Source organism: Streptomyces sp. NPDC048338 (genome assembly GCF_043201055.1).
Lineage (GTDB): Bacteria > Actinomycetota > Actinomycetes > Streptomycetales > Streptomycetaceae > Streptomyces.
Map to the genome: position 1 here is coordinate 258526 of NZ_JBICYQ010000016.1, position 14922 is coordinate 273447.

Annotated in this window: 6 protein-coding genes and 1 pseudogene; 6 read left to right on the forward strand and 1 reads right to left on the reverse strand. The window is 74.5% G+C overall.

Annotated features, from left to right (window positions below; all coding sequences use genetic code 11):
- Positions 1-26 precede the first annotated feature (26 nt).
- From ACGFZF_RS32925 to ACGFZF_RS32935, 3 genes are all read left to right on the forward strand, one after another.
- Positions 27-5366, forward strand: a complete 5340-nt coding sequence (locus ACGFZF_RS32925; RefSeq protein ID WP_393560211.1) for an amino acid adenylation domain-containing protein — start codon at positions 27-29, stop codon at positions 5364-5366.
- Positions 5363-8656 carry an amino acid adenylation domain-containing protein gene (locus tag ACGFZF_RS32930; RefSeq protein WP_393560213.1) on the forward strand — a complete coding sequence of 1098 codons (3294 nt, stop codon included), beginning with the start codon at positions 5363-5365 and terminating at the stop codon, positions 8654-8656. The genes ACGFZF_RS32925 and ACGFZF_RS32930 overlap by 4 nt, the downstream gene beginning before the upstream one ends.
- Positions 8657-8730: 74 nt before the next feature.
- Positions 8731-10323 (forward strand): amino acid adenylation domain-containing protein, encoded by a 1593-nt coding sequence (locus ACGFZF_RS32935; protein WP_393560215.1) that lies wholly within the window; start codon positions 8731-8733, stop codon positions 10321-10323.
- Positions 10324-10407: 84 nt separating this feature from the next.
- Here ACGFZF_RS32935 and ACGFZF_RS32940 read toward each other — a convergent pair whose 3' ends face one another.
- On the reverse strand, positions 10408-11157 hold the full coding sequence (locus ACGFZF_RS32940) for a sulfotransferase family protein (protein ID WP_393560217.1): 750 nt from the start codon (positions 11155-11157) through the stop codon (positions 10408-10410).
- A 240-nt stretch (positions 11158-11397) separates the two neighbouring features.
- Between ACGFZF_RS32940 and ACGFZF_RS32945 the strand changes: the two genes are divergently transcribed.
- From ACGFZF_RS32945 to ACGFZF_RS32955, 3 genes and pseudogenes are all read left to right on the forward strand, one after another.
- Positions 11398-14121 carry a penicillin acylase family protein gene (locus ACGFZF_RS32945; RefSeq protein WP_393560219.1) on the forward strand — a complete coding sequence of 908 codons (2724 nt, stop codon included), beginning with the start codon at positions 11398-11400 and terminating at the stop codon, positions 14119-14121.
- Complete coding sequence (cysC, locus tag ACGFZF_RS32950) at positions 14118-14753, forward strand: adenylyl-sulfate kinase (RefSeq protein WP_393560221.1); 636 nt, start codon at positions 14118-14120, stop codon at positions 14751-14753. The genes ACGFZF_RS32945 and cysC overlap by 4 nt, the downstream gene beginning before the upstream one ends.
- Positions 14750-14922 (forward strand): annotated as a pseudogene (locus tag ACGFZF_RS32955) (sulfate adenylyltransferase small subunit); the annotation flags it as partial. The gene cysC and the pseudogene ACGFZF_RS32955, both read left to right, overlap by 4 nt.

The window sequence follows — 14922 nt, forward strand, 5'->3', positions numbered from 1 at the left end:
CTGTGATCGAGGTGAGGTCGTTACCCATGAACTGGCGAGACGTACTTTCCGGTGCGGCGCGGAGTCGGCCGCACGCGACGGCCTTCCGCTTCCATGCCGAGGAGCCCGGACCGGCCGAGGAGCTGGACTACGCCGGTCTCGACCTGCGGGCGCGGACCATCGCGGCGCGGCTGACGGCGCTGGGACTCTCGGGGCGCACCGCGGTGCTGCTGTTCCCCGCGGGCCTCGACTACGTCAGCACCTTCTTCGGCTGCCTGTACGCGGGTGTCGTCGCCGTCCCCGCCTACCCGCCGAGCCGGCACCCGCGCTCCGTCGAGCGGCTGGCGGCGATCGTGCGGGACAGCGGCGCGGACACGGCGCTCACCACCGAGGTGATCCGGGGCCGGCTCGCGCCGCGGCTCGCCGGGGACGACGGGGTGCCGGCGCTGCGTCTGGTGGCGACGGACTCGATGACGCCGGACGACGCGCCCGACTGGCGGCCGCCCGCGCTCGACGAGGACACCGTCGCGTTCCTCCAGTACACCTCCGGATCCACCTCGACGCCGCGCGGGGTGGTCCTCAGCCACGGCAACCTGCTGGCCAACACGGCGATGATCGGCCGGGTCTTCGAGCTGGACACCGAGATGCGCGGGGTGTCGTGGCTGCCGATGTACCACGACATGGGGCTGATCGGCTCGGTCATGGGCACCGTCCGCGCCGGGGGCACGATGTCCCTGATGGCGCCGAGCACCTTCGCCCGTGATCCGCTGCGCTGGCTGACGGTGGTGAGCGAGGAGCGGGCGACCGTCACCGGAGGGCCCAACTTCGCCTACGACCTGGCGGTCGAGCGGACCACCGAGGAGGAGCGGGCCGCCCTGGACCTCTCGTCCTGGCGGGTGGCGTTCAACGGCGCCGAGCCGGTCCGGCCGGGCTCGCTGCGGCGCTTCGCCGACGCCTTCGCCGTCTCCGGCTTCCGCCCCGACGCCATGCTGCCCTGCTACGGCCTGGCGGAGGCGTCGCTGCTGGTCACGGGCGGGCCGGCCCGTACCGGCTTCCGCACCGCCGAGGCGCCGGACGGTTCCGGAGCGGTCGGCGAACTTGCCGCTTCGGGCGTGCTGCCGCCCGAACAGCGGCTGGAGATCGTCGATCCCGTGACACGCGGGCCGGTCGCCCCGGGCGGGATCGGCGAGATCTGGGTGGCGGGGCCCAGTGTCGCCCGCGGCTACTGGAACCGTACGGACGCCGTCGCCGACACCTTCGGGGCGCGGATCGACGGCGGGGACGGCACCGCCTTCCTGCGCACCGGTGACCTGGGCTTCCTCGACGGCGGCGAGCTGTACGTGACCGGGCGCCGCAAGGACCTGATCATCGTCCGTGGCCGCAACCACTACCCGCAGGACATCGAGCTGACGGCCGAGGGGGTCTCCCCCGCGCTGCGCTCGGGCGGCGGCGCGGCCTTCTCCGTCCCCGGCCCCGACGCCACGGAACAGCTCGTGCTCGTGCAGGAGTTGATCCACGGGCACGGTGTGGAGGACCCGGACGCGCTGGCCCGCGCGATCCAGGCGCGGATCGCGGAGCGGCACGAGGTCCGCCCGCACACCGTCGTGCTGATCCGTACGGCCTCCCTGCCCCGCACCTCCAGCGGCAAGGTCGCCCGGCACGCCTGCCGGGCCGCGCACCTCGACGGCTCGCTGCTCGTCGTCGGCAGCCACGGCGACGAGCCGGCGCGGACGGCCGAGGAGGCGGCCGACACGCTCGCCGTTCCGGCGCCGACCGACCCGGAGGGCGTCGTCGCCTACGTACGGGCGTGCGTCGCGGAGCTGCTGCGCGTCCCCGCCGAGCAGGTCCCGCTGGACGTGCCGGCCGCCGAGGCCGGTCTCGACTCCCTGGACACCGTCCGTCTCCAGCACCGGCTGCAGCGGGCGTTCCGGGTGGAGCTGACCGCCGAGGACGCCTTCTCGCTCGGGATCGAGGACCTGGCGGCGGCCCTCGTCGCGGGTGCCGGAAGCGCGGCGGACGCGCCGCCGGCGGACACTCCGCCCGGCGACGGCGAGCTGTCCCACGGCCAGCGGGCCATGTGGTTCCTGCACCAGGTCCGTCCGGAGAGCAGCGCCTACCACCTGTCCACCGCCTGCGCCCTCACCGGCGACCTGGACGCGGCCGCGCTGCGCCGGGCGCTGGAGGCCGTGGTCCACAGGCATCCGGCGCTGCGCACCACCTTCCCCTCCGTCGGCGACGGCCCCGTGCAGCGGGTGCACGCCGAGCTGCCCCCGGAGTTCACCGAGGCCGACGCGACGGGCTGGTCCGAGGAGCGCCTGCGGGCCGAGCTCGCGGCCCACGCGTACGCCCCCTTCGACCTGGCCTCCGGGCCGCTGCTGCGGGTGGCGCTGCTGACGTGCGGCCCCCGCGAACACCGCCTGGTCGTGGCCGCCCACCACATGGTGGCGGACCTCTGGTCGCTGGAGATCCTGTTGCGGGAACTCGGCCTGCACTACCGGGCGGAGACCGGAGGGACGGACCCCCTGCCCGCGGCGGTGCCGGGCTTCACCGCGGCGGCCGGCCGCCACTCGGAGCTGCTCGGCGGGCCCGAGGGCGAGCGGCTGTGGGAGTTCTGGCGGCGCGAGCTGACGGACGCGCCCACGGTCCTGGAGCTCCCGGCCGACCACGGGCGGCCGCCGGAGCAGCGGGGCAGGGGCGGGGTGCGCCGCTTCCGCCTGTCGGCCGCCACCTCGGCGCGCCTGGCGGAGCTCGCGCACGCCGAGGGCACCACGCTCTACACCGTGCTGCTGAGCGCCTACCAGCTGCTCCTGTCGCGGATCAGCGGGCAGCGGACCGTGCTGGTCGGCTCGCCCGTGCACGGCCGCGAGCAGGCGCACTTCGCCGACACCGTCGGCCCGTTCCTCAACACGGCCGTGCTGCGGGCGGACATCGATCCGGCCGAGCCCTTCACCGGGCTGCTGCGCCGGGCGGCCCGCGGGGTGCCCGCGGCGCTGCGCCACGCGGGGCTGCCGCTGTCGCTGCTGGTGGAGCGCAGCCGCGTGCCGCGCGATCCGAGCCGCTCCCCTCTGGTGCAGGCGCTGTTCACCTTGCAGGGCGGTCCGCTGGCCGGCTTCGTGCTCGGGGATCCGGCGGCCCGGTTCGACCTGGGCGGCCCGGAACTGCGGCCCGTGCCGCTGGACCCGCCGGACGCCCAGCTCGACCTCCAGCTGACCTTCGCCGACGTGGACGGCGTGCTGGCCGGCATGCTCCAGTTCGACCGCGACCTCTTCGACGCCGGGACGGCCGACCGGCTGGTGGAGCGCCTGACGGTGCTCCTCGACGCGGTGGCGGGGGACCCCGGCCTGCCGGCCGGTCTGCTGCCGCTGCTCGGCGCGCGGGAGCGGCGCACCCTGCTCCACGCCCTCAACGACACCCGGGTCCCGGACACGACCGGGGTGCCGGTGCACGAGCGGGTGGCCGCGCAGGCCGTCCTGACGCCCGACGCTCCCGCGCTGGCGTACGACGACGTCGAGTACCCGCTCGGCGGGCCGCCGGACGCGGCCCGGGCCGTCACGGTGCCGACCCTGACGTACCGGGAGCTGGACGAGGCCGTCAACCGGCTGGCCCGGCTGCTCCTGGCCCGCGGCCTGCGTCCCGAGGACGTCGTCGCGGTGCACCTCCCGCACGCCCGGGAGATGGTCGTCGCCATGCTCGCGGTACTGCGGGCCGGCGGCACCTACCTCCCCGTCGATCCGCACCTGCCGGCCGAACGCATCGCCTATCTGCTCGCCGACAGCGGTGCCCGCACCCTCGTCACCGACTCCGCGCTCGCCGGTGTCACCGCCGACGCCGGGATCGCCCGGCGACTGCTGCTGGACGAGCTCGGCCCGGAGCTGGCGGAGGCGGCGGGCACCCCGCCCGCGGTCACCGTGCGCCCGGCGCAGGCGGCCTACGTGCTCTACACCTCGGGCTCGACGGGCCGTCCCAAGGGCGTGCACATCCCGCACGGCGCGCTCGCCAACTTCCTCAGCGGCATGACGGCCCTGCTCGGTCCTGTCGCGGGAGACCGGCTGCTCGCCGTGACCACCTTCTCCTTCGACATCTCCGGGCTCGAGATCTACCTTCCGCTGACCACCGGCGGCTGCGCGCACCTCGTGCCGAGGACCGTCGCGGGCAGCGGCGAGCAGCTGCGGATGCGTCTCGACACCGGCGCGTTCGCCCTGATGCAGGCGACCCCGGCCACCTGGCGGCTGCTCTGCGACGCGGGCTGGCACGGCGCGCCGGGAACGGCCGTGCTCAGCGGCGGCGAGGCGCTCCCGCCGGGGCTGGCACGGCAGTTGCTCGACCGCGGCTGCCGCTCGCTGTGGAACCTGTACGGCCCCACGGAGACGACCGTCTGGTCGACCGCGGCCGAGGTGACCGAGCCGCCCGAGGGCGCCACGCCGATCGGCGGCCCCGTCGCGAACACCCGCGTGTACGTGCTCGACGAGCGCCTGGAGCCGGCTCCGGCCGGCGTCGCGGGCGAGCTGATGATCGGCGGCGACGGTCTGGCGCGGGGCTATCTGGGCCGCCCCGGCCTCACGGCCTCGGTGTTCGTCCCCGACCCGTACGGCGACACCCCCGGCGGCCGGCTCTACCGCACCGGTGACCTGGCGAAGCTCACCGCCGACGGCCGGATCGAGCTGCTGGGCCGGATCGACAACCAGGTGAAGGTCAACGGGCACCGGATCGAGCTGGGCGAGATCGACGCCGCGCTCGGTTCGCTGCCGTCGGTGCGGATGGGTGTGGCGGTGGCACACCGCCCGGATCCCGACGGGCCCGCGACGCTGGTGGCGTACGTCCGGCGGAACGAGCGGGTGGGCGGGGGCGACTTCGACGAGCGGGCCGCGGCCGGCGACCTGCGCCGGGCCCTGGCCCAGGTGTTGCCCGGCTATATGGTTCCCACCCGCTTCGTGTGGGTGGACGACTTCCCGCTGAACACCAGCGGCAAGGTGGACCGGGCGGCACTGCGCGCCCCGACCCTGCCGACGGGCGGCGCCCCGACCGGGCCGGCCACCGCGACCGAGCGCGAACTCGCCGTGATTCTTGGTGGGTTGCTGGAGGGGGCGGTGATCGGCCGGACCGACAACCTCTTCGACCACGGTGCCCACTCGCTGCTGATGTCGCGCTTCGCGGTGCGGGTCCACGAGTCGCTCGGGGCGCAGCTGCCCCTCCGGGTGATGTTCGAGAACCCCACCCTGGAGCGCCTCGCGGCGGCGGTGGACGCCCTGGGCGAGGGCCCGTCCGCGAGCCGCATCCGGCCGATCGACCGCACCCGGGCGGTCACCCTCGCCGCGCCGGGTGGCGGGAAGGACAAGCTGCGGGCCCTGCGCGCCGCACGCCAGCTGAGCCGGCAGAGCGGCTCATGACGCATCCCGTGGAGACGAAGCAGATGAACCCGACCCTGTCCGCCGTCGCGGAACCCACCGCGCCGCTGGTCTTTCCCGCCACGCCCGCCCAGCAACGGATCATGATCATCGAGCAGCTGTACCCGGGCGGCTCGGCCTATCACGTCCCCTTCGCGGTCCGGCTGCGCGGCACCCTGGACACCCCGGCGCTCACCTCGTCCGTCCGGGAGGTGGCGCACCGTCACGAGTCGCTGCGCACGGTCTTCCGCACGGTCGACGGCGTGCTCGGCCAGGTCGTCGAGGACGACCCGCACGTGGAGGTCGCCGTCCGCGACCTCACCGGCGATCCGGCCGCCACGGACGAGGACGCGCTGTCCTCGCTGATCGCCGAGGGCGCCGCACGTCCCTTCGACCTGACGGGCCGCCTGATCCGGGTCGAGCTGCTCCGGCTGGCCGACGACGACCACGTCCTGGCCGTCACCCTGCACCACCTGATCTCCGACTCCTGGTCCTGCGGGATCTTCGTCGGGGAGCTGGCCCGGCTGTACGCGGCGCACCGCTCCGGCGAGGAGGCCGGGCTGCCCGCTCCCGAGGTCCAGTACGTCGACTACACCGCCTGGCAGCAGGAGCAGCTGGACGAGGCCCGCACCGAGGAGCTGCTCGGCTACTGGCGCGAGCAGCTGCGCGGGGCGCCCCCGGTGCTCGAACTGCCCGCCGACCGGCCGCGTCCGGCCGTCCAGTCGTACCGGGGCGCCACCCTGCCCGTGCGGCTCACGCCGGAGACCTCCGCGGCCGTCACCCGCGCGGCGCGGGCGCTGGGCGTCACCCCGTTCGCCGCGCTGCTCGCCGCCTTCCAGACGGCCCTGGGCCGCTGGACGGGCGGCGAGGACATCACCGTCAGCAGCGGGGTCGCCAACCGCACCCCGCAGGTCGAGGGCCTGATCGGCTGCTTCATCAACGTCCTGCTGTTCCGGACCTCCCTCGCGGACGACCCGACCTTCGCCGAACTGGCGACGCAGGTAGGCCGTACCGTCCTGGACGGCGTCGAGCACCAGGACCTGCCGTTCGACCGGCTGGTGGAGGACCTGGCCCCCAAGCGGGACCTGAGCCATCAGCCGCTCGCCCAGGTGATGTTCCTGGTGCAGAACGCGCCCATGCCCGCGGTCTCCGTCGGCGACCTGTCCCTGGCGGCCGTCCCGGTGCGCCGCAAGGCGACCCATCTCGACCTCAACGTCCAGTTGTGGGACGCGGACGGTTGCTTCGAGGGCGTCATCGACTACAGCACGGACCTCTTCGACGTGTCGACGGTCGAGCGGATGTGGACGCAGTACGCGACCCTGCTGGCCGCCGCCGTCGACCGTCCCGAGGAACCCGTCGGAACCCTTCCGCTGCTGCGAGCCGAGGACGAGCACCGCCTCGTGACCGAGTGGAACGACACCGGCACCGAGGCGCCGGCCGCGCTCGCTCCCGCGCTGATCGAGGCGCGGGCCGCCGCCGTCCCGGACGCTCCGGCGGTCGTCTCCGACGCCGGGACCCTCACCTACGGGCGGCTCAACGCCGAGGCCAACCGGCTGGCCCGGCTGCTGATCGACCGCGGCGCCGGACCCGAGCGGATGGTCGCGCTGATGCTTCCGCGGTCGGCCGGACTCGTGACCGCCGTGCTCGCCGTCCTCAAGACGGGCGCCGCCTACGTCCCGGTGGACCCGGCGCTGCCCGCCCACAGGATCGCCTACCTGCTCGCCGACTCCGCCCCCTCCGTGGTGGTCACCACCGACGACGTGCCGGCGGCCCTCACCGGCGGCACGCCCCGGATCGTCCTCGACGCCGGCGACGTCCGGGAGGCCCTCGCCGGGTACCCGGACCACGACCCGACGGACGCCGACCGCATCGCGCCGCTGCGGGCCGGGAACCTGGCGTACGCGATCTACACCTCCGGGTCGACCGGCCGCCCGAAGGGCGTCCTCATCGGGCACCGCGCCCTGGCGGACTACCTGGACGCCTGCCGCCACGACTACCCGGGGCTGGCCGGCTCCTCCCTGCTCCACTCCCCCGTGTCGGTCGACCTGTCGGTGACGACCCTGCTCGGCCCGCTCACCGTCGGCGGCCGCATCGTCGTCGGCGAACTGGACGGTCTGCGCGACCGCCTGCCCGGCGGTGAGGGCCGGCTCGACCTGCTCAAGATCACCCCGAGTCATCTGCCGCTCGTCCAGGCCCTGCCGGAGGAGTTCTCGCCGACCCAGGACCTGGTGATCGGCGGGGAGGCGCTGATCGGCGAGGTCCTCGACCAGTGGCGGACGCGCTTCCCGGGGACGGCCGTCGTCAACGAGTACGGGCCGACCGAGGCCACCGTCGGCTGCGTCGCCCTCCGGGTGGAGCCCGGGGACCGGATCGGCCCCAGCGCGGTGTCGATCGGGCGGCCGATGTCCCGCGCCCGCGCCTACGTGCTCGACGGACGCCTGCGCCCGGTGCCCGTCGGCGTGGCGGGCGAGCTGTACGTGGCCGGCGTCGGGCTCGCCCGCGGCTACCACCGGCGGCCGGGGCTGACCGCCGAGAGGTTCCTCCCCGACCCGTTCTCCGGCCCCGGGGAGCGCATGTACCGCACCGGCGACCTGGCCCGGTGGACCGCCGACGGGCAGCTCGACTACCTGGGCCGCATCGACGACCAGGTCAAGGTGCGGGGCTTCCGCATCGAGCTGGGCGAGATCGAGGCGGCGCTCGCCGCCTGCCCCGGTGTCGCGGAGGCGGTGGTCAACCCCGTCCGGGAGACCGGCGAGACGACGCTGGCCGCGTACTACGTGCCCGCCGACGGCGCGGCCGTGACGGTCTCCGAGCTGCGGGCCCTGCTGCGCCGCACCCTGCCCGACCACATGGTCCCCGCCCATTTCGTCGCCCTGGACCGGCTGCCGCTCGCGGTCAGTGGCAAGGCCGACCGGTCGGCGCTGCCGGCCGTGGGCAGCGCCCGCCCCGACCTGCAGGGCTCCTTCGTCGCGCCCCGGACCCCGCTGGAGAGCCTGCTCGCCGAGGTGTGGGGCAGCGTCCTCAACATCGAGCGGATCGGGGTCAGGGACGACTTCTTCGAACTCGGCGGCTACTCGCTCGCCGCGACCCGGATCGCCGCGCTGATCGGCGAGATCCTCGGCGTCGAGATCCCGCTGCGGGCCGTCTTCGAGGCGACCGACGTGGAGCGGCAGGCGGCCGTCGTGGCGGCGGCGGGCGAGGAGCAGGGCGTGGACGTGGCGGCGGTCGCCCGGCTCGCCCAGGAGATCGGCGACCTCAGCGACGAGGACGTGGACGCGCTGCTGGCCGGCTGAGGCGGACGGCACGTACGGCCGCCGGCCGAGGGCGGACCGGCGGCGAGGGACAACCGACCAGGAGTGGAAAGACGATGCGGACGACCGAAGCGACCGACCTGACCGAACCCGCCCGCCTGACGGACCCGACCGGACCGGAGGCCCTGACCGACCCGGGCGGCCCGGACGACCTGCACGCGCTGCCCTGCCTGCACGAGCGCGTGGCGCGGTGGGCGGCGCGCACCCCCGACGCGCCCGCCCTCCGCTTCGAGGGCGCCACCTGGACCTACGCCGAACTCGACGGCCGCGCCAACCGGCTCGCCGCCCATCTGCGCCGGCTCGGCGTGGCGCGCGAGTCGGTGGTCGGGGTGCTCATGGAACGCGGCCCGCACCTGCCGCTCGCGATGCTCGCGGTGCTGAAGGCCGGCGGCGCGTACCTGCCGATGGACCCGGAGCAGCCGGCCGACCGGCTCGGCTACCTCCTGCGGGACGCCGGCTGCGACATGGTCGTCACCTCGACGGCGCTGGCGGCGCGGGTGCCCGACGAGGCCGCGGTCGTCTGCCTGGACGACCCGTACACCGCGGACATGCTGGCGGCGCTGCCGGACGTCGACCCGGGGCTGCCGGCCCGTCAGGACCAGCTGGCGTACGTGATCTACACCTCCGGATCGACGGGGCGGCCGAAGGGAACGCTGGTGCCGCACCGCGGGGCGGTCAACCTGACCGCCCACATGGCCCGCCAGTTCACGATCGGTCCCGGCGACCGGTGGCTCCAGTTCACCAACCCCTGCTTCGACGTGCACGTCCTGGAGGTCTTCGGGGCGCTCACCAACGGCGCGACCCTCGTGCAGGGTTCGGCGCTGACGCTGCTCGACCCCCGCGCGCTGACGGCGCTGATGAGCTCCGAGGGCGTGTCGGTGGTGTCGTTCACCACGGCGATCCTGCCGCTGCTCGACCCCGCCGACCTGCCCGCGCTGCGGGTGCTGAACGTGGGCGGCGAGCAGCTGAGCCGCTTCCAGGCGGACCGCTGGTCCTCGGCGGAGCGGGTCGTGAACAACCAGTACGGTCCGACGGAGGTGACGGTGGCCTGCACCGAGCAGCGCCACGATCCGGCGGCCGGCGTCCCCAAGCCGCTGATCGGCGAGGCGATGCCGAACCTCCGGGCCCTCGTGGTCTCGCCGGACGGCGAGCCGGTGCCGGCGGGCGAGTACGGCGAGCTGCTCATGGGCGGCGCGGGGGTGGTCCGCGGCTACCTCGACCGGCCGGGGCTGACGGCCCTGAAGTTCGTGCCCGACCCCTTCGGCGCCCACGGCGAGCGGCTGTACCGCACGGGTGACCTGGTGCGGTGGATGCCCGACGGGACGGGTCTGGAGTTCGCCGGCCGGATCGACACGCAGATCAAGCTGCACGGCCACCGGATCGAGCCGGGCGAGGTCGAGGAGGTCCTGCTGTCGCACCCGGGGATCAAGGACGCGGTGGTGGACCTGCACCGCCCGTCCGAGGAGGGCTCGGAGCCCGTCCTGGTCGCGTACGTCACCGGTCCGGAGGTGCCCGGCACCGCCGCGGTCCAGGCGTATCTGGGAGAGGTGCTGCCCCTCTACATGGTGCCGGGCCGCGTCGTCGTCCTCGACGAGATCCCGCTGACCCGCAACGGCAAGGTCGACCGGCGGGCCCTGGCGGCCGCCTGACGGCCGCCGGCGGATCGCGGCGCCCGCCCCGGCCTCGGGCGGGCGGCCCGCCGGCCGGGGTGCCCGGCGGGGCGAGCCGGGTCGTCACACGGCCGGCGCCGCCTCCTCGACCCTGGCCGGCTCCCCCACCGGGAGCCGGACGGCGCGCAACAGCTCGTAGAACGGCTGGTGATGGGCGGCGAACTCGGCGAGCAGCGGGGTGTTCCCGACCGTGTGCCGGTAGCTGGACCGGCTCTTGGAGAAGCCCGTGCTGTTGCTGACCGCCACGTGCCAGCGATCGGTGCGCTGCCACTCCTCGCGCTTGCTCGCGCTCCAGTTGAGCGCCTCCTCGCGGTAGGTGAGGCCGAGCGCCGCGCAGTACGCCGCCATGGTCTGCGCGGGCCGGTTCACCAGGTCGTCCGAGTCGACGACCACGGGAGGCGGGCCGCCCGCGTCCAGGACCGCCCGGTACACCTCGTACAGGCCCTCGATCCCGATGTCGGAGACCGTCATGTCGGGCTGGAGGGCGTAGAACGAGGCCGCGACCTCCTCCGGCCTGCGGATGAGGAAGGTGTGCCGGGTCCCGGCCAGGAAGCGCCGGTCCTCCAGGACCTCCGCGTAGCGGTGGTCGGTGGTGTCCTTGAAGAACACCTCCCGGTCCTTCGCCAGTTCCACGACGGCGTCGATGAGTTCCCGCTCGGAGCGGACCACCCGCCCGGCGACCTCGGTCTCCCCGAAGTCGGCCACGTTGCAGAACGGCTCGTGCAGTGCGGTGAGTTCGCCGTACTGCAGCATCGACCGGAAGAACGCGGTCGAACGCGATCGTGGTGCCGCCCAGAGCGCCGTCACCGGCATGTCCGCCTCCGTGTCCGGACGGGCCCTCGCCGTCCTGGTGCGCCCAGGCAACAGGCCACCGCTGTCGATCGGCTCTCGATCCGCTATCCGTTCGCTGTCCGTCCGCCGGCGGCGCGTCGCGGGCCGGCCGGCGGCGGGACGGACAACGGCGGGACGGGCAGCGGCCCTCTGTCAGGAGATTCCCTGGCTTACGGCCGGACGGCACCCCTGCGACCTTCGGTGCGGAGACTTCCGCCGAGCATGGGAAACGACGAGATGAGCGAAGTGATGGAGCCGCCGACCCTGCCCGGCTCACCGGGCACGGAGCCGGCGGCGAGCCCCCCTGATCCGGAGTCCCCCGCGGCCCCGCCGCGCCGCCGCACCCGCTGGTGGCGCCGGCTGCGGGTGACGGCCTGGTGCCTGACGGTCCTGCTCGTGGTGACCGTCTGCGCGGCCGGCCTGACGGCGACCCGCACGGTGCGCGCCTCCTTCCCGACCGTGGCCGGCGAGCTCGCGGTACCGGGACTTCAGGGCCGGGTGACGGTCGCCAGGGACGCCGCGGGCATCCCGCAGATCTACGCCGACAACGCCCACGACCTGTTCCTCGCACAGGGCTTCGTGCACGCCCAGGACCGGTTCTGGGAGATGGACGTGCGCCGGCACATCACCTCCGGCCGGCTCGCCGAGCTCTTCGGCGAGAGCCAGGTGGAGACGGACTCGCTCATCCGCACCATGGGCTGGCGACGGGTCGCCGAGCGCGAGCTGGCCCTCCTCGAACCGTCGACCCGGTCCAACCTCGACGCGTACGCGGCGGGGGTGAACGCCTATCTCGCGGACCACCGGGGCGCCGACCTCTCCGTCGAGTACCCGCTGCTCTCGCTGGGCGGCCTGTCCTACACGCCGGAGCCCTGGAGCCCTGCCGACTCGGTGTCCTGGCTGAAGGCGCTCGCCTGGAACCTGAACGCGACCCTCTCCGACCAGGTCAGGCACTCCCTGCTGGCCGTCACTCTTTCCGACGCCCAGGTCGACTCCCTCTTCCCCGAGTACGACTTCGCCCGCTGGCGGCCGATCGTCACCGACAGCGCGAGCAGCCAGGGCACCGTCCCGGCCGCCGCGACGCCGGACGGACGGGCCGCCGCCGGCACGGCGGTCACCCCCGCCGCCGCGGGCGGCGGACTCGCTGCGACGTCGGCGAGCCCGCTCGGCCTCGCCTCGGACGCGCTGGACGGCGTCGACCGCGTGCTCGGACCGCGCGGGTCCGGCATCGGGTCCAACTCCTGGGTGGTGTCCGGCAGCCGTACGGTCTCCGGAAAGCCGCTCCTCGCCAACGACCCGCACCTGTCGCCCTCCATGCCGGGCGTCTGGTACCAGGTCGGACTGCACTGCACCGCGGTCACCGCCTCCTGCCCGTACGACGTCTCCGGCTTCGGCTTCTCCGGCATGCCGGGCGTCATCGTCGGGCACAACGCGGACATCGGCTGGGGCGTCACCAATCTGGCGCCCGCCGACACCGACCTGTTCGTGGAGAAGCTCGACGGCGCCTCCTCGTACCGCCACCGGGACCGCACGCTGCCGCTGGAGACGCGGAAGGAGGTCATCCGGGTCGCCGGCGGCGACAGCCGGACGATCACCGTCCGCTCCACCCACCACGGCCCGCTGATCTCCGACGCCTTCCCCAAGGCGAAGGCGATCGCCACCGACGGCCGCGCGCCGGGCGTCGACCGGGCCGGCGGCGGCGACCACGCCGTGGCCATGCGGTGGAGCGCGCTCGACCCCGGACGAACCATGGACGCCGTCTTCCGACTCGACGCGGCCAAGGACTGGGCGTCGTTCCGCGCGGGCGCCGCCCTGTTCTCCTCCCCCGCGCAGAACCTCGTCTACGCCGACCGCCGAGGCCACATCGGGTACCAGGCACCCGGCCGGATCCCGGTGCGGGCCAAGGGCGACGGCCGCTGGCCCGTTCCCGGCTGGACCGGCGAGTACGACTGGAAGGGCTTCGTCCCCTTCGACCGCCTGCCCCGCTCGTTCGACCCCGCGTCGGGCTACATCGTCACGGCGAACAACGCCGCGGTCGGCCCGTCCTACCCCTACCCGCTCACCCGGAACTGGGGCGACGGCTACCGCAGCGAGCGCATCGCCGAGCTGATCGAGAAGAGCGGGAAGCTGGACGCGGCCGCGATGCAGCGGATCCAGCTCGACACCTACAACGGCAACGCCGCGACCCTCACGCCGCTGCTCCTCGCGGTCACGCCCGGCAAGGACGCGCGGGCCGCCCAGGACCTGCTGCGCGGCTGGGACTTCGGCCAGGGCGCCGACTCGGCGCCCGCCGCGTACTTCAACGCGGTCTGGAGCAACCTGCTCAGGCTGACCTTCCACGACGAGCTCGTGGGCAACCGCGCCCAGCTCCACGTCGACGGCGGCGGCCTCTGGTACGAGATCGTCCGCCGGCTCGCGGCACGCCCCGACGACCCCTGGTGGAGCAACTCCAGCGATCCGCGGGGTCTGCGCACCCGTGACGACGTGCTGAGGGCCGCGATGGACGACGCGGCCGAGGAGCTCTCGGGACGGCTCGGCGACGACCCGCGCGCCTGGCGCTGGGGCGCCCTGCACACGCTGACCCTGCGCAACGAGACGATCGGCACGGGCGGCCCCGCGCCGGTCCAGTGGCTGCTGAACCACGAGCCGCTGGAGGTCGGCGGCGGTTCCGCCACGGTCGACGCGACCGGCTGGGACGCCTCGCAGGGCTACGAGGTGAACTGGGTGCCCTCGATGCGGATGGTCATCGACTTCGCCGACTTCGACGCCTCGCGCTGGATCAATCTCACCGGCGCCTCGGGCCACGCCTTCCACGCCCACTACGACGACCAGACGGACCTCTGGCGCGAGGGCGGAACCCTCGCCTGGCCGTCGGGCCGGGCCGCCGTGGCCACCGCCACGAAGGACCGGCTGACTCTCCACCCCGAAGGAGCGGGAACAGACGGATGACAACCACGACAGTGTTCAGCCCCGCCGGACCCGCGGCGCCCCCGGCCCCCGGCCGGTCGGCGCCCCCGGCGGGCGGTCCCGCCCCGGTCTGCACCTGCCGCCCGGGCGCGACGGTCTGGCTCACGGGCCTGCCGAGCGCCGGCAAGACGACGATCGCCGAGGCACTGGCCCGCCGGCTGCGCGACGAGGGGCGCCGGGTCGAGATCCTGGACGGCGACCGGTGCCGCACCTTCCTCTCGGCCGGTCTCGGATTCTCCCGCGAGGACCGCGACACCAACGTCCGGCGGATCGGCATGGTCGCCGAGGTGCTGGCGCGCAACGGCCTCCTCGTCCTCGTCCCGGTGATCGCCCCGTACGCGGCCGCGCGCGACGCGGTCCGCGACAGCCACCGGGCCTCGTCCACCCCGTACCTGGAGGTGCACGTGGCCACTCCGGTCGACGTGTGCTCGGCGCGCGACGTGAAGGGCCTGTACGCCAAGCAGGCCGCGGGCGAGATCAGCGGGCTCACCGGGGTCGACGACCCGTACGAAGTGCCGGCGGACCCCGATCTGCGGATCGAGTCGCAGCGGCAGACCGTGTGGGAGTCGACGGCCCGCCTGCACGACCTCCTGACGGAAAGGGATCTCGCATGACGACCTTCGCGACCGAGCCGGCCGCAGCCCACGACACGCCGAGGGGGGCGTACGCCCTCGGCCATCTGGAGGCGCTGGAGTCCGAGGCGGTGCACATCTTCCGTGAGGTCGCGGGCGAGTTCGAGCGGCCGGTGATCCTCTTCTCCGGCGGCAAGGACTCCATCGTCAT